The 25,232-nt window shown below is 51.1% G+C and carries 21 protein-coding genes and 1 tRNA gene; 13 read left to right on the top strand and 9 right to left on the bottom strand.

The features are described 5' to 3' along the window. Positions 1–110 precede the first annotated feature (110 nt). Positions 111–1,451 (bottom strand): HdeD family acid-resistance protein, encoded by a 1,341-nt coding sequence (locus AC5OW4_RS02175; RefSeq protein WP_072683861.1) that lies wholly within the window; start codon positions 1,449–1,451, stop codon positions 111–113. 160 nt (positions 1,452–1,611) lie between these two features. On the opposite strand from AC5OW4_RS02175, the gene AC5OW4_RS02170 reads away from it, so the two are divergent. Next, positions 1,612–3,219 (top strand): amidohydrolase, encoded by a 1,608-nt coding sequence (locus tag AC5OW4_RS02170; RefSeq protein ID WP_072683860.1) that lies wholly within the window; start codon positions 1,612–1,614, stop codon positions 3,217–3,219. A 257-nt stretch (positions 3,220–3,476) separates the two neighbouring features. Then, entirely contained in the window at positions 3,477–3,977 is a 501-nt protein-coding gene (locus tag AC5OW4_RS02165; protein WP_072683858.1) for an HIT family protein, read from the top strand. 101 nt (positions 3,978–4,078) lie between these two features. Here the strand turns inward: AC5OW4_RS02165 and AC5OW4_RS02160 are convergent, their stop codons facing one another. After that, positions 4,079–5,926 (bottom strand): GGDEF domain-containing protein, encoded by a 1,848-nt coding sequence (locus AC5OW4_RS02160; RefSeq protein ID WP_195396208.1) that lies wholly within the window; start codon positions 5,924–5,926, stop codon positions 4,079–4,081. 564 nt (positions 5,927–6,490) lie between these two features. On the opposite strand from AC5OW4_RS02160, the gene AC5OW4_RS02155 reads away from it, so the two are divergent. Further along, positions 6,491–6,838, top strand: a complete 348-nt coding sequence (locus AC5OW4_RS02155; protein WP_072683856.1) for a DUF1622 domain-containing protein — start codon at positions 6,491–6,493, stop codon at positions 6,836–6,838. Positions 6,839–7,108: 270 nt separating this feature from the next. On the opposite strand, the gene AC5OW4_RS02150 is transcribed toward AC5OW4_RS02155, so the two are convergent. The 6 genes from AC5OW4_RS02150 to AC5OW4_RS02125 form a co-directional block, all read right to left on the bottom strand. Continuing rightward, positions 7,109–8,104, bottom strand: coding sequence for an EAL domain-containing protein (locus tag AC5OW4_RS02150; protein WP_083538458.1), 996 nt, complete (start codon positions 8,102–8,104; stop codon positions 7,109–7,111). A gap of 35 nt (positions 8,105–8,139) precedes the next feature. Then, positions 8,140–9,867, bottom strand: coding sequence for a sensor domain-containing diguanylate cyclase (locus tag AC5OW4_RS02145; RefSeq protein ID WP_159432756.1), 1,728 nt, complete (start codon positions 9,865–9,867; stop codon positions 8,140–8,142). 467 nt (positions 9,868–10,334) lie between these two features. Beyond that, on the bottom strand, positions 10,335–11,198 hold the full coding sequence (locus AC5OW4_RS02140; protein ID WP_072683855.1) for a DegV family protein: 864 nt from the start codon (positions 11,196–11,198) through the stop codon (positions 10,335–10,337). 267 nt (positions 11,199–11,465) lie between these two features. Next, entirely contained in the window at positions 11,466–12,836 is a 1,371-nt protein-coding gene (locus AC5OW4_RS02135; protein WP_072683854.1) for an MATE family efflux transporter, read from the bottom strand. 1,235 nt (positions 12,837–14,071) lie between these two features. Beyond that, positions 14,072–14,155 (bottom strand) — tRNA-Leu (locus AC5OW4_RS02130). Between the two features lie 131 nt (positions 14,156–14,286). Next, positions 14,287–14,877, bottom strand: a complete 591-nt coding sequence (locus AC5OW4_RS02125; protein WP_308559632.1) for a hypothetical protein — start codon at positions 14,875–14,877, stop codon at positions 14,287–14,289. Between the two features lie 379 nt (positions 14,878–15,256). On the opposite strand from AC5OW4_RS02125, the gene AC5OW4_RS02120 reads away from it, so the two are divergent. The 10 genes from AC5OW4_RS02120 to AC5OW4_RS02075 all read left to right on the top strand — a co-directional run bounded on the left by AC5OW4_RS02120 (position 15,257) and on the right by AC5OW4_RS02075 (position 24,215). Next, positions 15,257–16,471 carry an ABC transporter substrate-binding protein gene (locus AC5OW4_RS02120; RefSeq protein WP_229100680.1) on the top strand — a complete coding sequence of 405 codons (1,215 nt, stop codon included), beginning with the start codon at positions 15,257–15,259 and terminating at the stop codon, positions 16,469–16,471. A gap of 78 nt (positions 16,472–16,549) precedes the next feature. After that, entirely contained in the window at positions 16,550–17,428 is an 879-nt protein-coding gene (locus tag AC5OW4_RS02115) for a branched-chain amino acid ABC transporter permease (RefSeq protein ID WP_493676595.1), read from the top strand. Positions 17,429–17,432: 4 nt separating this feature from the next. Next, entirely contained in the window at positions 17,433–18,395 is a 963-nt protein-coding gene (locus AC5OW4_RS02110) for a branched-chain amino acid ABC transporter permease (protein WP_493676594.1), read from the top strand. Then, positions 18,392–19,165: an ABC transporter ATP-binding protein gene (locus AC5OW4_RS02105; protein WP_493676593.1), complete on the top strand. Its 774-nt coding sequence runs from the start codon at positions 18,392–18,394 to the stop codon at positions 19,163–19,165. Before AC5OW4_RS02110 ends, AC5OW4_RS02105 begins: the two co-directional genes overlap by 4 nt. Before the next feature lies 1 nt (position 19,166). Then, positions 19,167–19,871 (top strand): ABC transporter ATP-binding protein, encoded by a 705-nt coding sequence (locus tag AC5OW4_RS02100; protein ID WP_493676592.1) that lies wholly within the window; start codon positions 19,167–19,169, stop codon positions 19,869–19,871. Positions 19,872–19,875: 4 nt separating this feature from the next. Continuing rightward, positions 19,876–20,520 (top strand): CBS and ACT domain-containing protein, encoded by a 645-nt coding sequence (locus AC5OW4_RS02095; RefSeq protein WP_493676591.1) that lies wholly within the window; start codon positions 19,876–19,878, stop codon positions 20,518–20,520. A gap of 174 nt (positions 20,521–20,694) precedes the next feature. Beyond that, a complete protein-coding gene (locus AC5OW4_RS02090; protein ID WP_493676590.1) occupies positions 20,695–21,246 on the top strand; it encodes a DNA-3-methyladenine glycosylase I in 552 nt (183 codons plus the stop codon). A gap of 48 nt (positions 21,247–21,294) precedes the next feature. Beyond that, positions 21,295–22,326: a GGDEF domain-containing protein gene (locus tag AC5OW4_RS02085; protein ID WP_493676589.1), complete on the top strand. Its 1,032-nt coding sequence runs from the start codon at positions 21,295–21,297 to the stop codon at positions 22,324–22,326. Between the two features lie 80 nt (positions 22,327–22,406). Then, positions 22,407–23,732 carry a replication-associated recombination protein A gene (locus AC5OW4_RS02080; protein ID WP_493676588.1) on the top strand — a complete coding sequence of 442 codons (1,326 nt, stop codon included), beginning with the start codon at positions 22,407–22,409 and terminating at the stop codon, positions 23,730–23,732. A 36-nt stretch (positions 23,733–23,768) separates the two neighbouring features. Next, positions 23,769–24,215, top strand: coding sequence for a zinc ribbon domain-containing protein (locus AC5OW4_RS02075; RefSeq protein ID WP_072683843.1), 447 nt, complete (start codon positions 23,769–23,771; stop codon positions 24,213–24,215). A gap of 293 nt (positions 24,216–24,508) precedes the next feature. On the opposite strand, the gene AC5OW4_RS02070 is transcribed toward AC5OW4_RS02075, so the two are convergent. Further along, positions 24,509–25,232, bottom strand: a 724-nt coding sequence (locus tag AC5OW4_RS02070; protein ID WP_493676587.1) for an alpha/beta hydrolase, incomplete at its 5' end; no start/stop codon positions are given.

The following is a 25,232-nucleotide window of genomic DNA, read 5'->3' as shown; positions in this document are numbered from 1 at the left end:
GCAGACGAAAACAGAATCCGTCACGGTTTTCCCAAATCGGAAGTCAAGGAAATAAAAAAATAAAAAAACGGAAATTCAACCGAATTTCCGTAACGCAGATCCTGCTGAAATCAGGAAGAGGAAGAAAGCGAGGAACCAAACGAGCCGCCATGTTCGCCGCCCTTGCCATGGGTGCGCTTGTAAATCGTCCGCTCGACGACCATCCCGCCCGGCCGCAGATATTCCGTGTTGAGAAACTCCAGATACGTGCCCGGCGTAACGATGCCGCCGATCGGGATCAGATCCAGTTCCTTGCAATGAAGCAGTTCATCCGCCAACAGGACGCAGTTGGTGCTGAAAACAAAATAGGTCTTGAATTTGCCGTTGGCAAACTTGTACATGTGCGCGTGCGTCGCGTTCCAGACGCGCGAGGCGTAATCCCGGGCTTCGCCTTCAGCCGTTTCGCCCTCGGCGATTAACTGAGCATCCGGCCGCCAGAGATAGGCACGCTCCAGCATCGCGTCAATCCGTTTTTGAAGCATCGCTTTCTGGCCTTCGCTTAACGCCAGACCATAGCTGATGATCGTCTTATCCTCAGATTTCAGCGCATGCTTCAGAAAGGCTTCACGCTTGGAGACGATCAGCACGCCGTCGCCCAGAGTCCCGAACAGCCCCCGGTGATGCGGATCGTGACAGCCGTAGGAATAGATGTTACCCTGAAAGCTGATATCAACATGTCCCAGCGATTCCGGACCGGATTCTTTCAGGTAGATGAACACTTCCAGATCCGTGCTGGCCTGCGGCGCAACGTGCGCGTCCGGATTCAGCTTGTTGGTTTTGATCAGCGCGTTGATCGACAGGAAGAAGCGCTGCGGAATGATCGCCGAGATTAAAACTGGAATGGAGATGCGCAGATGCTCGCGGATTTTCACGCTCATCCCGGCGCTTAATAAATCCTTCAACGCTTCCAAAACCGTGACGCCGCCGTAGAAGATCAGATAAGCTCCGGCGATGTAGGCGACGATCCACAGCTTGTTGATCGGCTTGAGCATCAACATCGCTGCGAAGATCGCGTCCGCCAGTCCTTTTAAGAACAGAACGTAAGTGCCTTTCAGGCAATCGCGGCGGTAGACGTAGAAGTTAATAAACTGAATCGCGGCGTTCAGTAAAGCCCACCAGCCGATGACGTAATGGATAAACTTGAAGAACAGGCCGGGATTGAAAAAGGTGTAGATCGCCAGACCGACGCATAACAGACTGGTCAAAACTTTCGGCAGGTTCAGGCTGGCGTTTTGCTTGTTATTGAGCGCCCGCAGGATCTGGTTGAGGCCGATCCACAGAAAGCCGATCATAAACAGAATATAGATCAACGCCCAGATTTTGGAATACTCCGTAAAAAACAACGCGCCCAATATAATAAAAAAGATCCCCGTTAATAAGGAAGAAGCACTGCTGAATTTATTGGTAAGCATTTGACCCGCTCCCTTCCCTGCGCTTGAATTCTTACCTATTATAGAACAAATAAGGAATGAAAGAAAGCAAATCACCAAACGATTGACAAAAGCCTGAAAATGACTATCGAGGATGAGCGGGGGACGGGTATAATAAAGACAAAAGAAAGAAGGTTGCGGTATGGCAGTGTTGTATAAGAACGGTGTGATTGTGACGATGGCGAAAGATCTGATGGCAGAGGCGTTAATTGAGAAGGAGGGGCGGATCGTGCTGGTCGGTTCGCTGGATCAGGCGCGGAACTGGCAGGCGGCGCATCCGCAGGAGAAGCTGGAAGAAAGAGATCTGGCGGGGCATACGATGCTGCCGGGCTTCATTGATCCCCACAGCCACATCACGGCGCTGGCCCAGACCGTCAATCTCGTGCATTTTGACGATGTGGCGTCCATCGGCGAGCTGCAGAAGAAAATCCGGGATTTTCTCATCGAGCGGCAGCTGCCGGAGGGCGCGTGGATTCAGGGATTTGGTTATGATCATAATTTTCTGAGGGAGAAACGGCATCCGACCCGGGCAGAACTTGACGCGGTGAGCGAGTCGCATCCGATCTTAATCGCGCATGCTTCCGGCCACATGGGCGTCGTGAACTCCGCGGCGCTGAAACAGCTGGGGATTGACGCGTCCACGCCGGATCCGGAAGGCGGACGGATCGGCCGGGAAGCGGGCAGCCGGAAGCCTGATGGATATCTGGAAGAAACGGCATTTACGCAGCTGTCGCGGGGAATGGCGGCTCCGGATATTGATCAGCTGCTGGATCAGCTGGATCAGGCGCAAAAAAAGTATTTATCCTGCGGCGTCACTACGGTGCAGGATGGGATCACAAAGCGTCCGGACTGGGCGATGCTGCAGGCGATGGCCGAACGGAAACGGCTGAAGGTCGATGTCGTCAGCTATGTGGATCTTAAGGAGAATGAAGCGCTGATCAGCGAGCATCCGGATTATGCCCAAGGATATCAGAACCGGCTGCGGATCGGCGGCGTCAAGATATTCCTGGATGGTTCCCCGCAAGGGCGGACGGCCTGGATGAGCGAACCTTACCTTGACACAGATTCGCAATATTGCGGTTACCCGGTGTATACCGACGAACAGGTCGATGCGATGATCGACGAGGCCATGAGCCATCGCTGGCAGCTGCTGACCCATTGCAACGGGGATGCGGCCGCGGAACAGCTGATCCGCTGCACGCAGCGCCAACAGGCCCGGCATCCGGGAGCGGAAGCTTTGCGGCCGGTGATGATCCATGCGCAGCTGGTCCGGGCTGATCAGCTGGCGCGAATGAAGGCGCTGAACATGACGGCGTCGTTCTTCACCGCGCATTGCTGGTACTGGGGTGATATCCATCTGCGCAACTTCGGGCTCCAACGCGGTGGCAACATCAGTCCGATGCGCTGGGCGATCGACGAGGGGCTGAATGTGACGATGCATCAGGATACGCCGGTCATCATGCCCAATATGCTGGAAAGCGTCGAATGTGCCTGCCGTCGGGTGACCAGAGGCGGAAAGCAGCTCAATCCTCAATTACGAATCACGCCGCTGGAAGCGTTAAAGGCCGTCACGATCAACGCAGCCTGGCAATACCATGAGGAAGCGCGTAAGGGAACGCTGGAGGAAGGCAAGCTGGCCGATCTGGTGATTCTAAAGGAGAACCCGCTGAGCTGTCCGGTTGAGGAAATCGGCGCGATTGCGGTGCTGGAAACGATCAAGGAAGGCGTTACGGTTTATATTGCGAAATAAGGATGAGATTAAAAGTCAGGTTTGCCGTTGTGAAGCCTGACTTTTTAATTTCTGACAAATATCTGACGATTTTCGGGCTGAGCTTGTCTTCCCTGCGGGAATCCGCTATCCTGAAAACAAGTGTGGAAAGCGTGAACAGCGGCGCATCAGCCTGCGGAAAGGAACAGACTGCCGGAACAGGCGTGCAGGTCGCCGCTGCGGATTTTTTAATATCTGCTTTCCAGGACAGTTTATGGCAAAGGAGCGAAACTTAGAAGATGGAATTAAAACAAGCATTTTCCACAACCTGGCTGAACGACGAGGAGTGCGATGTCTGCGCCCGTCTGCGTTTGAGCGCCCGGGGAGAGAATCCCAATCTGGTCGCGGAGCTGCCGACCGGCTATGTCGTGTTGGGCGACGATCAATACATTCGGGGCTATACCTTATTTTTGTGCAAAATCCACGCTGTGGAACTGTTTGATCTCGAGCCGGGTTTTAGGACTCAGTTTCTTAATGAAATGGCGTTGACAGCGCAGGCGGTGGCGACGGTTTTTCATGCGGAGAAAATGAATTACGAGTTGTTGGGTATCGGCAAAAGCGTCCACATGCACTGGCATCTGTTCCCTCGCCGCACCGGCGATACGCCGCAGCCCGGACCGATCTGGCTGACGCCAAAAGCGGTTCTGCATGGCCCGCAGGCACAAATTTCTTCCCAGCAGCGCCAGCGCTGGATTCAGGAATTGCGCCGGGAAATCGAACGTCTGGGCATGACTGTATAACAGCCGCCATCCGATAAAGCGGATCATTGCGGAGTATGTATTTTCAGCCATGCAAAATTGAAGCTTTATAAAAGACCCGATAAAAGCAGCCGCGGCTGTTTTTATCGGGTAGTTTTTATTTCCGCCGGCTCTTTTTCCCGAGCACTTTCGGCGGACGAAACTTCCAGATGAAATTGATTCTTCCCCCGCTGCTTGGCGCAGTACATCGCCTGATCAGCCCGGCTGAACAGTTGCCGATAGGTATCGCCCGGACGGCTGATGGCCGCGCCGATACTCAGCGTAACCACGGCCGGAATCTGTTCCCGATGCAGCAGCTTGGGCAAGGTCTTGTTGATTTGTTTTACTTTTTGATGGATCACCGTCGGATTAATGGAATGAAGGAAGACGACGAATTCATCGCCGCCGATCCTGCCGATCAAATCATTCTGGCGGAAGCAGGTTTTTAATAAAACGCCGATGGCTGCCAATACCTGATCCCCGGCAACATGTCCCAGTTCGTCGTTGATGATTTTAAAATCGTCGAGATCGATCATGAGCAGACAACCTTCCGTCTTCTCGCTCAGTTCTTCACGAATCCGGCGTTCAACGGCTTTCTTGTTTAAAACGGAGGTCAGGCCATCGCAGCTTGATTCCTCGATCAGCTGACGCTCAATATGCTTCTGTTCCTGAATATCAGTCAGCTTGCCGATGATCATCACCGGATCGCGGTGATAACGTTCATAAACGGCCTGAAATTGACAGTTGAACCAATGATAGCTGCCGTCGCGGGTTTTGATCCGCAGCTCAACGGAACCGAATTCCTGAAAGCGGTGGACAGTCTTGAAGGCTTCCTCAATCTTGTAAAAATCTTCGGCATGAATAAACGGCGTCAACGCATGGTTCTTTTTCACATGTCTGGCCGAGAGTTCTTTGACCGGCAGAATTTTCTGAGCGTTGCCGGTCAGTTCCAGCATATCCTCCAAGACGTCATACTCAAAAATCAACGTGTCGGAAAACCGTGAGAGGAAGGTGTAGCGGCGTTGTTCGAGATTGATCTGACGGCGCTGGCGTGCGAGGAGCACGTAAACCAGATAAGCCATGGCGGCGGTTGTCAGAATCAGGAATAACCCGATCCGCATTGTGAAAAGCAGAATCATCTGCGAGTTCTCAGAGGCTTCATTAGCCTGGGTGAAATTTACCAGCGTCCAGCCGCCGGTCTTCAGCGGGGTCAGCGATACGTACAGCGTCCCTTCCTGCCGTGTTTGAACCCGGAACGTACCGGAATTGCCTGCCTGCAGGCAGGCGCGGACCTGCTGCCGCGTGGTTTCCGAATTGGGATTGCCTTCGATCAGCGCGTAGAGATTGACATAAGCGCTCTCGTTTGCGTTTCTGGTATAGACGCTGGAACCGTCGGATTCCACGATCCAGCTGTTTAACGGCGTCTGAATCCGCTGCGACTGACTTTTCTGAAGCAGCTGAGTCACATCGACCGAGGCCTCAAGGATGCCGTCGATTTGCGAATGATGAAGTATGGGGATCAGAACGCGCAGAAAGGAACCTCCGGAATTGGACGTTTCCATTGAAGTGACAACTGTCTCGTTGTGTTCCAGCAGTTTCCTTTGGATTGGAGTTAACGACATTTCTGAAGGTGTTCGCATCTGAACATTAAAATGAGCATTTTGCGCGGACAACAACCTCAGCGCCGGCTCAAGTTCCGCCTGATCCGGAGTTTGCGGCTGTTGGGAAAGCAATGCGGCCAGCGTTTGAAGCGTTCCCTCGATATCGCTGAGCGCTCCTGAAAACTGCGCGCCTTCGCTCTCAATGTAGGCGGTGTAGTTTTCCATGATCTGCTGCTCAAACTTGACGTTCAGCCAGCTTTGATAAGTGCTGAATAGTATGAAAACAAGACCTGCGAATACTGCGGTTCCAAGAAGCAGCAGCGAGCTGTTCTTCCAGCTTTTTCTCTGCATATTGTTCACATCCGTTCTTATGATTGAAATAGATTGGATTTGTGAGGGGAAAAGAAGTTCTCCGGCTTAACTATGAAAATTATATTCAACTCATTGAAAAAATACAACATAAATTCTGTAAATAACGTACAATCTTGTCCCTGTTGACCGGATATCTATTTGAACTGGAGCTGCAATGAAGGTTTGCTTCTCTTCGCAGGGACATCCGCAGTTCTCAAAGCCTGACCCGCGTTACCATGGCGCAAAAGGGGAAATTATTTCTTAAGAAAATGATCAAAAGTTATTTTATTTGCAAAGAAAAAAGCCTCAGTTTTTTTGAATGGAAGCTTTGCATGAGCCGTGCATTCTTTTTAATCTGGAATTGTGTGCAGAACTAAGCTTTAAAGCGAGTTTACCTCAATCTATTCCCTTGGCGCACAGCCTTTTCCTTGTTGGGTTTTCGACCAATAAGGACTGAATCATCCATTTCTTCACTTTACCTGCGTAAAATAATGTTCGAATCTAAGCGCTTTCGCTTGGAATCCGAAGCTGGTCATGGTAAACTAAAAGATGGAGTTGAGGAAGATGTTGCAATTAAAAGAATTTATTTTAAAAGGCGGCGAAGTCGCGGTCTTATTTTTTGAACTGCTGGCGTTAGTCATGATCATCTACGCTGGATGCAAGGGTGCAATTTCTCTGTTCAAAAAAGACGACAACGTTGCGTTGGATCTGTTGAAGGGATTTTCAACCGGTCTTTCCTTTCTGTTAGGCGCGGAGATTCTCAAGACCATCGCTCTGGAAGAAGTCAGCGAGCTGATGATGGTCGGCGGCGTCATTGTGATGCGCGTCGCGTTGTCCATCCTGATCCATTGGGAAATGAAACAGGAACAGCACGAACGGGAATTGGAAATGATCGAAAAGAAGATCGACTGATTCACTACGAGTACCTGCATCCGGGGATGAACGGCGAATTTATTTCCGATAAGTTCAAATTATGAACGAACTCCGGCGCTGAAATCGCGCTGCGGAAACCACCGGAAAGCAAAGACGTCAGATCCCGCAGAACAGCTGAAAAAGCAAGTCCGACGCAGCGGAAACGCTGCGTTTTTGCGTATCGTTGACGGATGAAAAAGCTCCCTTGAAAACAGCGTGGGCGAAGCCCATAGCCTGGCTGTTCATTCCGAGGGAGCGTGTTTAAAAAAATTAACATTTGTCCTGTCCGCCGTTGAGATCTGCATCGGGAAGCGGCAAATATTTCGTTTCATAATCGGCGACGGGAATCGGTTTGGAGAACAGGAAGCCCTGCGCAATATTGACATGACACTGATTCAAGATGTTCAGTTGTTCTTCCGTTTCTACGCCTTCCGCTACCAGCTTGATATTCATTTTCAGGCAGACGTCGCTCATCGCCTGGATGAGTGCCCGCGCTTTTTCGTTGACGGCGATGTCCTGAATCAAGCTGCGATCCAGCTTGAGAATGTCGAAGTCTGCCCCGGAAAACAGCGAGAGATTGGAGAATTCAACGCCGAAATCGTCGATCGACACACTGAATCCAAAGCGCCGCACAGTATCAATGATCCTGCGCAGATCTTCTTCGCGAACATCCAGCGCGTTTTCAGTGATTTCAATTTCCAACAGATTCCGTTCAATTTGATAGTGATCGCTGAGCTCGGCCAGACGTTGGCAAAACGTCTCTTCCAGAACGGTGTAGCGTGAGAAGTTAACGGAAACCGGCGATATTGCCCGACCTTCATGAATCCATTTTTGCAGCCGCAGACACACAAACTCAAAGACGAAGAAGTCGATCTGACTGATTGTCTGCGTTTCTTCCAGCAGCGGAATGAAGGCGTTGGGAGCCAGGATTAAATTATCGTCCAGCTGATATCTGACCAACGCTTCAGCGCCGACCAAAAGCCCGGAGTCAATCGCAATTTTTGGCTGGAAGTATACGAGAAAGCGACTTTCATTGATCTTTTGACGCAAGATATTCAAATTGGCTAACGGCAGAACTTCATCCGTATGGTGACGGTAGCGTCCTGTTTGCGAGGCATGGTAATAATAAGCCTTTTTATCTTTATACATCTTTTCATCCGCGGCTTTGATGGCGGAAGGAAGCTGAGAACCGCTGAGCGCCCAATGGGTACCGACGGCCAAGTGCAGCCTGGTATTGTCCTGCAGCCGCAGCCGCAGATGATGCACCTGATCGAAGAATTCTTCTTCGGATAAATCGTGCGTCAGAACGACGAATTCATCACCGCCGATGCGGTAGCAGGAATCCGGAGCGAAGCAGGCCCGCAGGTGATCGGAACAGGTCCGCAGACTTCATCGCCGCGGTCATGCCCGAACTGATCGTTGATTTCTTTTAATCCGTTCAGATCGACAAACAGAACGCCGACCGGCTGCGGAGCTGAAATCTTTTTATCCAGGTCCTGAATATAACGGTTGCGGTTGAACAGGCCGGTCAGGCTGTCCGTGTAGCTGAGCTGCGCCAGCTTGGCTTTATCAATGGCGCGATGACGGGCCAGAAGCAGGAAGTAACGCAGCGTCTGCAAGACGATGATCGAGTTCTGCAGCTTGCCCGAAGCCGGATTGTCGATGCAGATGCAGTCGACGACTTCGCCGCGCACCTCAAGGGAGAGAATGATCAGCTGCTGGACGCCGTAAGCGTGAAGCAGCTTGTATTCTTCTGGGAACGGTGTTTTTAATTGCTCCACATCTTCGACGACATACGATTCATCCTCGCGCAGCCGTTTCAGCCAGCGGTTGTAAAACGGCCGGACTTTCAGGTCGGAAAGCATTTCAATTTCAGAAGCGCCCTCAGCGGACCAGCGCGAGGTAATCGTCAGCCGGACCGGACTGAGGGAGAACAGTGTAATTCGTTCCGCTTCCATGAATTCACCCAGCCGGCGCAGCATTTCCGGAATCGCCGATTCGAGCATTTCATCCTCGTAAAGCTCGCGAACGCAGTCCACGATCAGTTTTTCATTATCAAGCATCGTTTTTAAGCGTTGTTTTTCTTCTTCGCTTTTGGTCGTGTCAAACGCGATTTCCAGCCGTGCCCGCCGGCCGTTCCAGGTGATGAGCCGGTCTTTAAGCAGATAGTGACAATGGGTCAGGGCATTATTGATTTCCCAGCTGTATGTTTCGTTCTCTTTCAGGACGGCGTTGGTGCAGAAGGAGCAGGGCTGATCTAATCCCTGCAAGACCTTGTAACATTTTTTTCCTTCGATCGAATCAATGTTGAAGGCTTTGCGGCCGCTTTCATTGATAAATAACAATTCATAGGTTTCAGGATCGGAAATGTAAATAAGCTCGCTGATTTCATTCATCGGAGCCTGCAGCTCCCGGTTGAGCTGATCCAGTTCCTCCTGTTTGCGGCGAGTTTCCAGTTCCTCCAGTTCCAGACGTTTCTGCCGCTTGTGCTGAAGATGACTGAAATATAACAAGACAAGCGTGATCAGCAGGAAAAAAACATTGACTAAAAGCAGAGAAATCTGGGCGTTGTGAACGCTGGCCTCGGTATAAGCTTCAGCATAGCTGACAGCGTCGTTGGCCAGATCGAAATAGGTTTCGCTCAGAGCATAAAGTTCGCTGGCGGAACCTCCTTTGCGGAAATCATAAATGGCGGTTTTCATCTGCGCCCAGGCGTTGCGCATCTGTTTGATCTGAGCCTGGAACGCTTTGTCATCCAGACGGATTAAAGCGTCGGGACCTTCGCCGGTTTCCAGTTCGTTCAGCAGCCCGTCGATTTTCTCAATCATCGCGTCGTCCGCCTGGTGATTCAGTTCCTGTTTGACCAGCCGCTGCGTTGCGCCGCGCACAATGCCGGTATAGTTAATGACACGGGCGTTGCCTTGAAGATTGCGGATCGTGAACAACGAAAGAATCCCGGTCAGGATTAAAGAGAGGATTAAAGGAATGAGCAAAAAACGGGTGGAATACGAAATCTTATTGTTTTTCATAACAATACCGCTTTCTTCCATCAATCGGGTGCCTGCGCGGCGTTTGCCCGATTCAGTCTTACCGGACACAAAGGATGTTACTTTTATTATACTGCAATTTATAAGGAATAAAAGCTTAATTCCGGTAAACGGATCGTGGAAATCCGTAGAATGAAAATTGATCGGAAAATGATCAATAATTTTAATTAAATTCGATAATTTCAGGGTATAAAGTAAAATACAGGTCAAAAAGGAAACAACCGGAAGACGAAAGGAAGGGTTCAGCGGACGTTGTCAAAAAAACCGAACGTTGACGTTCGGTCGTAAAGGCGATTGCTTTGGAAGCTTTGTCCGCCGGATAAGAATCGTGTTGTTTATATTGTAAGAGGCAGATCCAGGCATATCGGAAAACAAACTGTCCGCAAGGATTGGAACCATCGGTACATCTGCCCCTTCGTCTGCCATTCTCTGCGAATGCAGGGCGATCTTTAGTTTGCCGCTTCGCTGCGGAATCCGGTAATGCCCATCGCACCCTTGCCGCCGTGCACGGTCATCACCGCGCCCAGCTCAAACACCAGCACTTCCTGGAAACCGTCGTTCAGCACGCGCTGACGCAGCCGTTCCAACAAATCCGGGTCGGCGCCTTTGGCATAGATGATCAGCGCCATCGTGCGGTCCAGCGGTTCTTCGCTGAGGAAATCCTCCACCATCTGGGACGCCGCTTTTTTCATCGTACCGTAATACTTCTTCGTGTTGATCAGCTCGCCCTTGAGGATGTCGATGCGCGGCTTAATCCGCAGCAGGGAAGCACCCAGCGCTGCAGCGTTGCTGACGCGGCCGCCGGCCGCCAGGAAATCGAGCTTTTCCGGAATGAACAATGTCTTGATCCGCGGCACCCATTTGCGAACTTCCTCCGCCAGCTCCGCGGCGCTCCATTGCGGATTGCGCGTATGCAGCTCCACTGCTTTGAGCGTCAACAAGCCGAACCCGCCGGAAACGTTCAGGCAGTCGACTAAATGAATGCGCGATTCGTCGCAGTCCTGCAGGCTGATCAGGGCGTTCTGGAAAGAACACGAGCATGCCGAGGAATACCCGATGTGGACGATTTCCACTTCCGGATCTTCCAGCAGTCGATTGAAGAACTCACTGTATTGATACGGACTGACCGCGCATGTTTTCGGGATCTGCCGTGTGGATTCGTAAAAGTCGTAAATTTCCTGAATTGGAAGTTCGCCGTCAAGGACTGTCCGGTCCGGGAAGTTGACGCTGAAAGGCACCATGGGAACATTTAATTTTTCCAGCATGGAAGCCGGGATGTCGGAACAGCTTTCAGTTGTAATGATTGTTTTCATAACCAAGTCCCCCACTTATTTTTAACTCTGATTCTTCTAGTTTATGATGTCAGTACATCTCATTAAGAAAAACCAGACGCTACTACTTTACCGTGAACCTCGTGTCAAGTAAAGTCTTCTTTTGGAAAAAAATAAAAAGATGATTCGCCGGAAAAGAAAAGACCACACATTTTGAAAATTGTGTAGTCTAAGATCGTGATCAAATCATGAAAATTTTTGGAAGCGCCGGATCGAAAGCGGGTTCAATCATCAGCTCAGGGGCATGCCTCAGGCTTCGGCGGATTGAAGATCCAGCTTCGATTTCATCAATTTGCGGTAAGCGTAAACGAAGCAGAGAATATGCACCGCAAACGTCAGAATCCACGAAATCGGATAGGAGATATACAGACTGAACAGCGTATGTTCAACCTGGAAAATCGTAAAAATCCACAGCACGCGGAAGGCGCACGCTCCGGTCAGCGACACAAGCATCGGCATGATCGAATAGCCTAAACCGCGAATGCTTCCGCAGCAGACGTCCATCAAACCGCACAGGAAATAGGAAGCGCTGACGATCGAAAGCCGGACCAGACCGAAATCGACGACGGCCGGATCGGAGGAGTAAATCGAAAGCAGCGGCCGGCCAAGCAGGTATGCCCCCTGGCCCAGCACAAGCCCGATCACCGTGACAATGCCCAGGCAGCACCACAGAATTTTCTTAATCCGCGCGGTATTGCCGGCGCCCAGATTCTGACTGGTGAAGCTTAACGAGGTCTGATAGATCGCGTTCATTGCGGTATAGACGAAGCCCTCGATATTGCTGGCGGCGGTGTTGCCGGCCATGACGATGGAGCCGAAGGAGTTGACCGACGACTGGATCAGCACGTTGGAAATGCTGAATACAATTCCCTGCAAACCGGCCGGAATGCCGATCCGCAGCATTTCCTTCACTTTCGCGCCGTGCAGCTTGATCTTTTCTTTATGCAGCTGACACATGCCGTCCATTTTCAACAGACACATCAGGATTAAAACCGCAGAGATCGCCTGCGAGATTACCGTCGCAATCGCGACCCCGGCGACGCCCATGTTGAAGACAACGACAAAAAACAAATTGAAGATGACGTTGACAACGCCGGCAATCGTCAGGAAGTACAGCGGCCGTTTGGTATCGCCGATTGCACGCAGAATCGCCGCGCCGAAGTTATAGATCATAAACGCCGGCATGCCGAGAAAATAGATCCGCATATACAGCACGGAGTGCGTGATGACGTCGGCTGGCGTACCCATTAATTCCAATAACGGCCGGGCGAACAAAACGCCGACAAAGATCATCAGAATGCCGCCGATGATGGAAATGGCGATCGAGGTATGCACGGTGTCCTCGCAGTTTTGCCAGTCCCGTGCTCCGCAATAGCGGGCGACCATGACGTTGGTGCCGATGGATATCCCGATGAATAAATTGACTAACAGATTGATCAAAGCGCTGGTGGAGCCGACGGCGGCCAGAGCGTGGCTGCCGGTGAATTTTCCGACGACAACGATATCCGCAGCATTAAATAACAGCTGCAGGACGCCGGACAAAATCAAAGGAAAGGCGTAGATGAGGATGCGGCTCAACAGTGGACCGTTGACCATATCCACGGCGTAAGATTTTTTCACAGTAAAAAGTTCCCCCTTAAGTCATTTAAGTATTATACGCTCCCGGGTAGGAATTTCAAGCTGGAAACGATCAAATTTATTTCCTGGGAAATTCCAACAAACAGGATGGGACAGGGAGATCGTCAATGTACAGGAGATCCTGTAAAGAAGTTCGGAAAGAAACAGATTTTCGAATTCTTCGCTGATCTCCAGCAATAAAAAGGCGGGTGCAAAACGCTGCGCAGTCGGTTTCTTTTGTCCTGGTTGTCAGATGAGAAAACCGATATTCAAATTATGAAAAATCCGCTGCTTCCGCTGCTGATCTAAAATTGAATTTTGTGTTTCGCATAAGTTATTAATTAGGGATTAGCTCTATTCATATTATCATAAGGCACTCTAATTCCTGTGTAATGGAGATAGTCCTTAAATGATTGATCTTGATAATTAATTTTATATGATTTAGAATTGTAGAAACGTTGATGGCGCTTCAATGAATAAAAATTTTCAGAATAGGAGATATTAAATTTGTTGATATCAAAGTTTTGTTTTGCATTTTCTAATCTAATTACATAGATGGTACTGCCGCCATAATTAAAATTTGTATCGTTATAACTAAAATTTTTATAAGTAATAGGCAGTCTATAATCAAATATTGCAGTGATTCCTTCGTCATATACTCGAATTTCAATATGCTTTGCTACATCTACAGGTGATGAAGTAAGATAATAAATTAGAAAACTAAATAAAACAAAAAGAAAAAATAATTTTGTTTTTTTTTGGTGATATTTTTTCGCCTGGCCATAGAAATTCCTCCAACTCCCTTTTTGTAATTGTATTATCTTGATATTATGTTGTAAAGTTTCTTCAGCAGAGCAATAGGTGATAAAAGTCAAAAGTACTTAAATAAGGATAGGGAGAAATCAGGAAAATCAGGCGGACTCTTGCATCTTTAATGATATTTGAAACTGGAAATGAGTTTTAGTAAAGGTCTTGAATATAGGACATTGATAGAATGGAACTTCAAGTTTAAGGTGAGCAAAATTTTTATTGTTCCTCTTTAACAAATAAGTCAAAAAATAATTCTTTTTAAATAAACTGGTTATTGATTCTTTAGTTAAAAAATAAAATAGAAACAAATGGATTTATGAATGGCAACTTGATTACTATCTTTAGTTGATGCGGAAAAAGCCTCTTTGCAAATCAAAAGGCTGTAACTTTCAGAATTTTTCTTGACGTTACAGCCCTTTTTTCATATCTGGTGCGCGTGAAGGGACTCGAACCCCCATGGATGAACCGCCAGATCCTAAGTCTGGTGCGTCTACCAATTTCGCCACACGCGCATACCCAGATATTATACCAAGACTTCTGATTTTTGACAAGAATCTGGATAGCTCAAATCGTATTGAAAATATGAGAAAAGCGGCGAAGGACAGGCCCGGATAACCTTAATCCCGGCGGCGTATGCTGAAATTTAATTCTGGGATCCAGCGCATTTTGAACAGGACTCCAAGTTTTTTGCTAGTTCGGAAGTGAAACAAATCGCCTGGTCTTCCAGCTTTCGCAGAATGGTTTGCAGGTCTGCTTTTAAAGGCTGGCACTGTTTGCCGAAAAAACGCAGCTCGCTCTGTTTATCCATTGCTGACAGCCGCGTAAAATCCAGGCGGCGCAGACGCAGAGGCTGAGACAGTAATGATTTCTGATTGAACTCGTGCAGTTGATTCCGGTAGCGCGCGTCATGATCGAGAAAACCCGGCAGAAGCGGCAGCACTGGCGACAGATTAATCGTTTTATTCGTGATGGCAGCCTGATCGCGGACATTGATCTGTTCCACAAAACATTCGTTCAAAGCATTGTCCAGTTCAGTTAACGCTGTGAGATAAAGCTCGGTTCTGACAGCGAAATTGAGAATTTCCGCCAGTCTCTTAGAAGTTGTGGAATGATGTTTATCGTTCAATAGTTGACATTGGTCGGCAAGGCAGCGCAGCGAAGCGATGGAAAAGTGCAATAGCTTTTCTTCTTTAAGTGTTAACTGATTTTGTACGATATCCCGTTTCTGGATCAAAGCTTGTTTCTTTTTCGCCGTAAACCAGCTGGAAGCATGATCTGCCTCATATTCAGCGGCCAACAGTTCGGTCCGTAAAGTTTCAACTTCTTTTTGTAACGCCTCGGATTCTTTCCGCAGGATTAATTCCTTCCTTATTAATTGTATATCCGGAATCATCGAAATTCACTCCTTCCCTTTTCTTCATTATAAGCGATAAGGAGGAAGTCGGAAGTAGAAAAAGAAAAAAGATTCAAATTCTTAACAAAACTGAAAATACTTTCATGAAAACAAATTGTAAAAATGAAAAAAGAGGTTGTAATCAGACCGGGCCGGCGCTATAATAAAACCACTATAACCTTTTACCAGGCGGTTTTAGAAAGAAACGGGAGATGAAATGATGAATACGATGAAGAAAGTATTCATGGGCGCCGTTGCCTTGATGATGGCGGCTTCCATGAGCGGATGCGGAAATTCCGGATCCGGAAACAGCGGTACAACAACACCGGAAGCGGGTAGTACAGATACAGCGGGGGCTGTGAAGATTGGTCTGCACTATGAACTGACCGGCGAAGTGGCGGATTATGGCAAAGCGGAACTCAACGGCTCATTGTTGGCGATTAAGCAGGCCAACGCGGCAGCCGGGAGTGAAAAATATGGCTATGTCAAATATGATGATAAATCGGATCCAACAGAAGCGGTAACCTTAGCGGCGCAGCTGGTTAACGACGGCGTGGCGGGCGTTGTTGGTCCGGCAACCTCAGGTGCCAGCGCGGCTTCCTATCAGATTTTAAACGACGCGAAGATTCCGGTGCTTTCCCCCTCTGCGACGCAGAATAACGTCACGTTGACCAACCCGGACGATGCGTCCAGCGCGCCGTATGATTATGTTTACCGCGTCTGCTTTGAAGATTCCTATCAGGGCGCGGCGATGGCGCAGTATGCTTATGATACGCTGGGCAAGACCAAAGCCGTCATTTACGGCGATTCCACAACCGATTATGCCAAGGGATTGACGGAAGCCTTTGAAAAGCAGTTTACCAAGCTGGGCGGAACGATCGTCGGCAAGGAAAACTATGTCAGCAAGGATACGGATTTCTCCTCCGTCCTGACCAAGATCAAGGGAATGGACTTCGACGTCCTGTATATCCCGGGCTATTACAACGAAGCGGGCTTGATCATCAAGCAGGCGCGGGAAATGGGGCTGAACCAGACGGTGGTCGGCTCTGACGGTTTCGATTCCACAACGCTGGTGGAACTGGGCGGCGCAACGAACCTGAACGACGTTTATTTCACGACCGCTTACACGACGGTTGGCGCTTCGGACAAGCTGCAGGCATTTATCGACGCGTACAAAGCGGAATATAATGAAGAACCGAATATGTTCGCAGCGTTGGCCTATGATGCGACGAACGTTCTGATCCAGGCCATGGAAGAAGCCGGATCCACGGACGGCGCGGCGGTGCAGGCGGCGCTGGCAAAGATCAGCTTTGACGGCGTTACGGGTTCGTTTACCTTTGATCCGACGCACACGCCGATCAAACCGGTGCTGGTCGTCAATCTGGTCGACGGCGTTCAGACGGACGCGGTCGCGGTCACGCCAAAGTTGGATTAACGGGCAAAGCAAACAACGGATAGAAATAGGGGAAGCAGTTCTCCTATTTTTTCCCATTGAGAAAAGGAGGAGAGGACTATGACCCAGTTTTTGCAGCAGCTGATCAACGGGCTGTCGCTGGGCAGCATCTATGCCCTGATCGCGTTGGGGTATACGATGGTGTACGGCATCATTAAACTGATCAACTTTGCCCATGGGGATATTTATATGCTGGGGGCGTATATCGGATTTATCTGCACGGCGCAGTTAGGCATGAGCTTTTTTCCGGCGCTGGTGGCCGCGATGGCGGTCTGTGCTTTAATCGGCGTCGTCATCGAACGGATCGCGTACAAGCCGCTGCGCAACGCGACGCGGATTACGGCGCTGATCACGGCGATCGGCGTCAGCTATTTTCTGGAGGCGAGCACGCAGAAGGTCATGGGCACCGGCGTTAAAACTTTCCCGCAGGTGCTGGCCAATCAGAAGATCATGATCGGCGATGTGATGATCACAACCCAGCAGATCGCGATCTTCGCGACGACGATCGGTTTGATGCTTCTGCTTCAATTCATCGTGCGCAAGACGAAGGTCGGCCGGGCGATGCGGGCGGTGTCGGTGGACGCGGACGCGGCGCGGCTGATGGGCGTCAACGTCGACATGACGATTTCCTATACGTTTGCGATCGGTTCGGCATTAGCCGGGGCGGCCGGCGTGCTGGTCGGTCTGTATTATAATTCCATCAATCCGCTGATGGGTATGCTTCCGGGCGTCAAGGCGTTTATCGCCGCGGTTTTCGGCGGGATCGGCATTATTCCCGGGGCGATGTTCGGCGGTTTCTTCATCGGCATTGTCGAAACGCTGGTCAGCGGCTACGGCAGTTCTTTATATAAGGATGCCGTCGTTTACATCATCCTGATCATCATTCTGGTCGTCAAACCGGCCGGGCTGCTCGGTAAAAATGTAAAGGAAAAGGTGTAAGCGCATGAAGAACCTGTTGAATAAAAAGAATGCCTGCTGGCTTGTTCTGATTGCGGGCAGCTACGGCTTAATCTCATTGTTAATCAGCGCCGGGGTGATCAACAACGTTTACCTGACCGTACTGATGACGATCGGCATCAATATCATTCTGGCGATCAGCCTGAACCTGATCATCGGCGTGACCGGTCAGTTCTCGCTTGGCCATGCCGGGTTTATGATCATCGGCGCGTATTGTGCCGGGGTTGCGGTCAAGCAGTTCTCCGCCAGTCTGGGCGGGATTCTGCTCGGCATGGGAATCGGCATTGTGATCAGCGGCGTGGTGGCGTTAGTCGTTGCGATTCCGACGCTGCGCCTGCGCGGGGATTATCTGGCGATTGCCACACTGGGCTTCGGCGAAATCATCCGCATCCTTATCTTGAATATGAAGATTACCAACGGCGCGGCGGGGTTGATCCTGCCGAAACTGATCAGCTGGCAGGTTATCTTTGCGGCAGTGGTGATCTGCACGATCATCATCCTGAACTTCTGCCGGTCTGCCCAGGGCCGCGCGTGCATCTCCGTGCGCGAGGATGAAATTGCGGCGGAAGCGATGGGCATCAATACGACGAAGTATAAAATCATGGCGTTTGTCTTGGGCGCGATGATCGCCAGCGTGGCCGGTGCGCTGTATGCCGGGGCGTTCTACGTCATCAAACCGGAGATGTTCACCTTTAACAAGTCGATTGATATTCTCGTGCTCGTCGTCTTCGGCGGCATGGGCAGCTTTACCGGCTCGTTTATTGCGGCCGGTGTGATCGGCGTACTCAATACGGTCCTGCAGCAGTTCTCCGATATCCGGATGATCCTGTATGGCTTAATGCTCGTCGGGATCATGATCTTCCGTCCAAGCGGTCTGTTGGGCACGAAAGAATTTACGTTCTCCAGCCTGTTTGAGCGGTTTGGAAAACGAAAGGAGGCACGCGGATGACGGTCTTGAAAGTCAGCGGCCTTACGAAAAACTTCGGTGGTCTGGCCGCGGTGTCCAACGTCAATCTGGAAATTGAGGAACGCGAGCTGATCGGTCTGATCGGACCTAACGGCGCGGGCAAAACGACGCTGTTCAACCTGCTGACCGGGGTCTATGATCCCAGCGAGGGCAAAATCGAACTGAATGTTGAGGGGACGATGAAAAGCATCGGCGGCTTAAAGCCGTATGTGATCACCGGCCTGGGGCTGGCGCGGACGTTTCAGAATATCCGGCTGTTTAAAAACATGACCGTGCTGGACAACGTCAAGCTGGCGATGAACAAGTCGGTGAAGTATTCCACCTTGGCGACAATTCTGCGTTTGCCTTCCTATTACCGCGAGGAACAGCGCGTGCTGGAGGAAGCGGTGAAACTGCTGGAAGTTGTCGGCCTGGCGGAAAAACAGACGACGCTGGCGAAGAATCTGCCGTATGGGCAGCAGCGCAAGCTGGAGATTGCCCGGGCACTGGCGGCGAAGCCGAAGATTCTGTTCCTCGACGAACCCGCCGCCGGGATGAATCCGCAGGAAACCACCGAGCTGACGGAGCTGATCCATCAGATCAAGGAACAATTCAATTTAACGGTCGTGCTGATCGAACATGATATGTCGCTGGTCATGAAGATCTGCGAACGGATCTACGTGCTGGACTACGGCAAGTGCATCGCCCATGGGACGCCGGATGCGATCACAAACAACCGCCGCGTCATCGAGGCATATCTGGGGGAGGATTAAGATGCTGAAAATTACGGATTTAAGCGTTCATTACGGCGTAATTCAAGCTTTGAAGGGTGTTTCCCTGGAAGTGAAGGAAAACGAGATCGTGGCTTTAATCGGCGCGAACGGCGCGGGCAAAACGACGCTGCTGCACGCGATCAGCGGATTGTTGAAAAAAAGCGGCGGCGAAATTGAATTTCTCGGCCAGTCCATAACGAAGAAGAATGCCCGCGATATCGTTAAGGCAGGCATAACGCAGGTGCCGGAAGGGCGGCGGATTTTCCCCGATATGAGCGTTGCGGAAAACCTCTGGATGGGCGCGTATCTGCGCAAGGATAAAGCCGGAATCCAAAGTGATCTGGAAAGTGTATGCCAGCGCTTCCCGCGGCTGGCGGAGCGCATGAAGCAGCTGGCCGGCACGCTGTCGGGCGGCGAGCAGCAGATGCTGGCGATGGGCCGGGCGCTGATGGCCCGACCGAAGCTTTTGCTTCTGGATGAGCCGAGCATGGGCCTCTCCCCGCTGCTGGTCAAGGAAATTTTCTCAATCATTCAGGATATCAACGCCCAGGGAACGACCGTCCTGCTCGTCGAACAAAACGCCAGGATGGCGCTGGGCATTGCCAACCGGGCGTATGTACTGGAAACCGGCAGCGTCGTGCTGAGCGGCACCGGCGCGGAATTAGCCGCCAGCGAAGACATTAAGAAAGCCTATTTAGGAGGATAACATTATGTTGGTGAAAGATCGTATGACAGCCAATCCCTACTGCATCAGTAAGGATACCTCGATCAGCGCGGCTCTGGATCTGATGGCGGAGCGGGATTTTCACCGCATTCCGGTCGTCGCCGGCCAGGAGTTAGTCGGTCTGGTCACCGAGGGTACCATCGCGGAGAACACCCCGAGCAAGGCGACCAGCCTGTCGGTCTATGAGCTGAATTATCTTCTGGCAAAAAGCACCGTCGAGTCTGTCATGATCAAAGACGTCGTGACGATTCATTCCGACGCGCTGCTGGAAGAAGCCGCGGTGTTGATGCGGCAGCACGACATCGGCTGTCTGGTTGTGACCGAAGGCCGCAAAGTCGTCGGCATCATCACACAGAACGATATTTTCGAGGCGTTTATCGACCTGTTGGGGTATTATGAGGAAGGCAGCCGCTATGTGATCGCGGTCGAAGACAAACCGGGCGTGCTGGCCGATCTGACCGGATTGTTTTTTGATGAAATGGCGCAGATCACCAACCTGGCCGTCTATCGCAAAGACGCGCAGACTGACGTCGTCATCCGTGCCCGCGGCGTAGCGCCGGAGGTGATGAAAAAGCTGTTGAACGACCATGGCTATCAGGTAACCTCAGTGCTGACCCGCTGCGATAAGTAAGAGTTCTGGACAGTCCGCAACCGGCTGTCCTTTTTTGCGCGGCGAACAAAATTTCAGAAAAAAAAGAATCAGGAAAGTAAGATCAGCGATTGTCAGAAGGCAGAATTAACATTTCTGATATAATAAAAGAAGATGAAGAAACGGCGGGCGTCAGCTGCCGGGTGAGGAAAGCTCATGGAACACAAACGATGCGGCTGGGCGGAAAACGGCTCCGCTCAGTTGAAAACCTATCATGATGAGGAATGGGGCAAGCCGGTCCGCGGTGAGCGGGAATTGTTTGAATTGTTAATTCTGGAATCATTCCATTCCGGTTTATCCTGGCAGATCGTGCTGCATAAACGCGAAGCTTTCCGCGCAGCGATGGATCAGTTCGATCCGGTTTTAATCGCGGCGTATGATTCAGCCAGACTGGATGCCCTGATGCAAAATGCGCGGCTGATCCGGCATCGCGGCAAGTTTCAGGCAGCGATCACCAACGCCCGCTGCTTTCTGGCGATCCAGCAGGAATATGGAACGTTCCTGGCTTTCATCCAGACGATTCTGCCGCCGGAACCGATCCTGTTGCGGACTTGTCCGCATCCGGCGACAACCGTCTGGTCGGATACGTTGGCAAAGCAGATGAAACAACGGGGGATGCGGTTTCTCGGGTCGGTGACCGTGCAGGCTTTTCTGGAGGCTGCCGGATTTATCGACGGACATGAAGCGGATTGTTTCCGGGCTGTATGAGCGGAAACGCCTGCGGTTGGAGGCAAAGGGGAAAGGAGCGGAGGCGGGATGGCAAAAAATAAAGTTGAAAATCAAGGCATGATTCGCCGCGTTTATCAGCGGATTATCCTTTTGGGAATGCTTGTGCACGTGCTCTACATCGCGCTGGGCGGTTGGCTGACCATGACGGAAATGGTGTTTTACAACGTTGGCAGCACAGTGTTTTATCTGACGATGCTTGTGCTGGTATTCTATGGCCGCTATCGTCTGGCGGTAGCCCTGATTCACCTGGAAGTCTGCGTTTTCGTTGTTGTGGGAACGCACGCGCTGGGGTGGGAAACCGGCCTGCCGCTGTTGTTGATCGCGATGGCTTCGCTGATTTATATCTGTCCTTATCGCCACAGCACGGTTCCGTTTCTCTTTTCGCTGCTGGAAATCGGCGTGTTCGCATTTTTGAAGCTGACCTCGGATCAGGGAATATGGCTGCCGCAAGCGCTTCCCGGCAGTCTGGTAAACGGCATTTACCTGTTTAACGCTGCCATGTGTTTTACGATTATTCTTGTGTCTTCCTCGATCTTCAACGTATCATCGGCGCTGGCGCAGGGCCGGCTGCGGCGCAAGAACAAAGAGCTGCAGGAAGCGGCCTTCATGGATCGTCTGACCGGGACGCTGACCCGGTATGGCTTACAGGAACAGCTCAGAACCAGTCAGGGGAAATGGATGGCTGTGGCATTGGGAGATCTGGATGATTTCAAACAGGTTAACGATACCTATGGCCATATCTGCGGCGATTATGTGCTGGCAACGACTGCCCGGCTGATGCGGGAAACGGAATCGGCGCTTGTCTGCCGCTGGGGCGGCGAGGAGTTTCTGATTCTGATGGCGGATCTGCCGCAGGCGGAGGCAGAGAGAAAACTGGCAACGCTGGCAGAGAAAATCCGCAGTTATCCATTTTCTTACGACGGGCATCTGATCCGGGTCACCATGACCTTTGGTCTGACTTACGGAAGGATCGGCGCGGACTTTGAAGCCGTAGTCGAGCTGGCAGATCAACGGATGTATCAGGGAAAACGTCAGGGAAAGGATCGGATTGTCTTCTAACTTGTAAAGTTGAATAAAATTCAAACTCACGCGTGGAAACGATTGAAAATGTTGTATAATAAGCGCAGGAGGCGATGTTCATGGAACAGAAATCGTTGTTTGATGATCGCGATCTGAACAGTCCGCTGGCCAGCCGGCTGCGGCCGAAAACGCTGGAGGAAGTCGCGGGTCAGAAACATCTTTTAGGCGAGGGAAAGATCCTGCGGCAGCTGATCGAACAGGATCAGGTGTCCTCGATGATTTTCTGGGGGCCGCCGGGCGTGGGCAAAACGACGCTGGCCCGGATCATCGCTGAGCGCACGCAGTCGCATTTCGTGGATTTCAGTGCGGTCACCAGCGGGATTAAGGAAATCAAAGAAGTCATGAATAAAGCGGAGCTGAACCGCCAGATGGGCGAGAAGACAATTCTGTTCGTCGATGAAATCCATCGCTTTAATAAGGCTCAGCAGGATGCTTTCCTTCCCTTTGTAGAGAAGGGCAGCATCATCCTGATCGGCGCGACAACGGAAAATCCGTCGTTTGAGATCAACGCCGCTCTGCTTTCCCGGTGCAAGGTGTTTGTGCTGCAGGCGCTGGCAACGGAGGATTTGATGGAGCTGTTGGCGCGGGCGCTGAAGGATCCGCGGGGCTTTGGCAATTATCATGTGGATCTGAACGACGATCTGTTGTGGATGATCGCCAATTTTGCCAACGGCGACGCACGCACCGCACTGAACACTTTGGAAATGGTTGTGCTCAACGGCGATAAGAACGGCGAGGATATCGTCGTGACCAAAGAGCATCTGGAACAGTGCATCAACCGCAAATCGTTGTTGTATGATAAAAAAGGGGAGGAGCATTACAATTTAATCTCCGCTCTGCACAAGTCGATGCGCAACAGCGACGTCCAGGCATCGGTGTACTGGCTGGCACGGATGCTGGAAGCGGGCGAGGATCCGCTGTATATCGCGCGGCGGGTCGTGCGGTTTGCGAGCGAGGATATCGGCATGGCGGACAGCCGGGCAATGGAGGTCGCGGTGGCGGCCTATCAGGCATGTCATTTCAACGGAATGCCGGAGTGCAGCGTCAATCTGACGCAGGCCGTCGTTTATATGGCGCTCTCGCCGAAGTCCAATGCTTTGTATATGGCATATGAAGCGGCGAAGAAGGATGCGCTGGAACATCTCGCGGAGCCGGTGCCGTTAGCGATCCGCAACGCGCCGACCGCCTTGATGAAGGAGCTGCATTATGGCGAAGGGTATCAATACGCCCACGATACCGAGGAAAAACTAACGACGCTGCAATGCCTGCCGGACGCTTTGCTGAACCGGAAGTATTATGTGCCGACGCGGCAGGGCCGGGAAGGCCGGATTCAGGAGCGGATGGAACAGATCGAAGCCTGGCAGAAGCAGCATCGCCATCAATAAAATGAAAAGATTTGGGGACTGATAAGGAGGGACGCCATGTTCATCATGATCGGCGCCGGTTCGGGGCATCGCAAAAAAGCTTATCTGGGAGTTCGGGTTTGTCCGCATTGTGGAAAACTGAGCCATTTTTATTTAGTTGAGCAGGCGCAGCAGGTATCGGTATTTTTCGTGCCGGTCGTGCGCTGGGGCAAGCATTGGGGCATCGCGTGCTCGCGCTGCAAGGCGGGCTTTGAGATCGCGGAGAATGAAAAAGAGTTCTGCCTGAAGCAGGCGCAGTGGATGCCAAGTGAAAAGCAGATGAACGAAGTGATCGAATATCTGGGCGTGCAGCTTCAATCGGGGGAAGTGCCTGACTTTGAAACGCTGCGCGAGCGGGTGCGCCTGCGCTTTGATTTCCATGTCGACGACCGCTCGCTGCAGGAGATGATCAAAGGACTGCGGCAGGCGGCGGATCAGGCCAGCCAGTTCCGTCAATTTTACTAGATGACTCAAGCATCAGCGAGAAGAAGGAAATTTCTTCATTCCCATACAATCCAATTCGCAAAAAAAACTGCGGCGTTCCTTTTTCAATATTTATATCTTGGAATGCGCAGAACAATCAGACTGGTATAAAAAAGTCATTGCGTCTAATGGGGAAGATCTGGATTGAACTGATCAATTAGAGTACAAAAAACAAACAAAAAAACATGTCTTTTCAGAAAAGCAAACAGAATTCTGAAGCAGACATGTTTTTATTGAGTCAGTTTGCATTGCGGCTCAGACAGATGGAATCATCATTAACTTAAAAACCGGTTCAGAAAAGTGGTGACTGAATCCCAGTACAATGTCGGGTCTACATCCGCGCTGGCCGCGTGGGCCGCGCCTTCAATGATCAGCAGTTCTTTCTCCGTCGGGCAGGCTTCATAGACCTGATAAACCATCTCTGTCGGCACATAAGTATCGTTGCTTCCGTGAATGAACATCATCGGCACTGCTGCCTTTTTCAGCTGTTCTACAGCTGACGCTTCTTTGAAGTGATAGCCGGCGCGAATCCCGGTCATGATATCCGCGGTTGCCAGAAACGGAAATTCTGGCAAGCCGAAGCGGTAATCCAGCTGATTTTTAAACATATCATATACCGAAGTGTAACCGCAGTCTTCAATGATCGCTTTGACTTGGGAAGGCAAGGCTTCCCCTGCGGTCATCATTACGGCCGCCCCGCCCATCGAAACGCCGTACAATACGATTTCCGCATCCGGATCCTGGCTTACAACCTGATCGATCCAGAGTAAAAGGTCCTTGCGGTCCAGCCAGCCCATCCCGATATAGGATCCGTCGCTTTCGCCATGCGCGCGGTTATCCGGTGTGATGACCGTGTAGCCCAGCTGGGAAAAATGCCGGGCTTCCGTCTGCATCGCTTCTTTATTCGAGGTATAACCGTGGATGACCAGAGCGTAGCGATGCGACGCAGGATCCGCGGTGTATTGCAGGGCGCGCAGTGTCAGCCCATCCTGACTGACG

This window comes from Holdemania sp. (assembly GCF_986127675.1).
The sequence above is the reverse complement of the archived record's forward strand: the minus strand, read 5'-3'. Positions and strand labels throughout refer to the sequence as shown.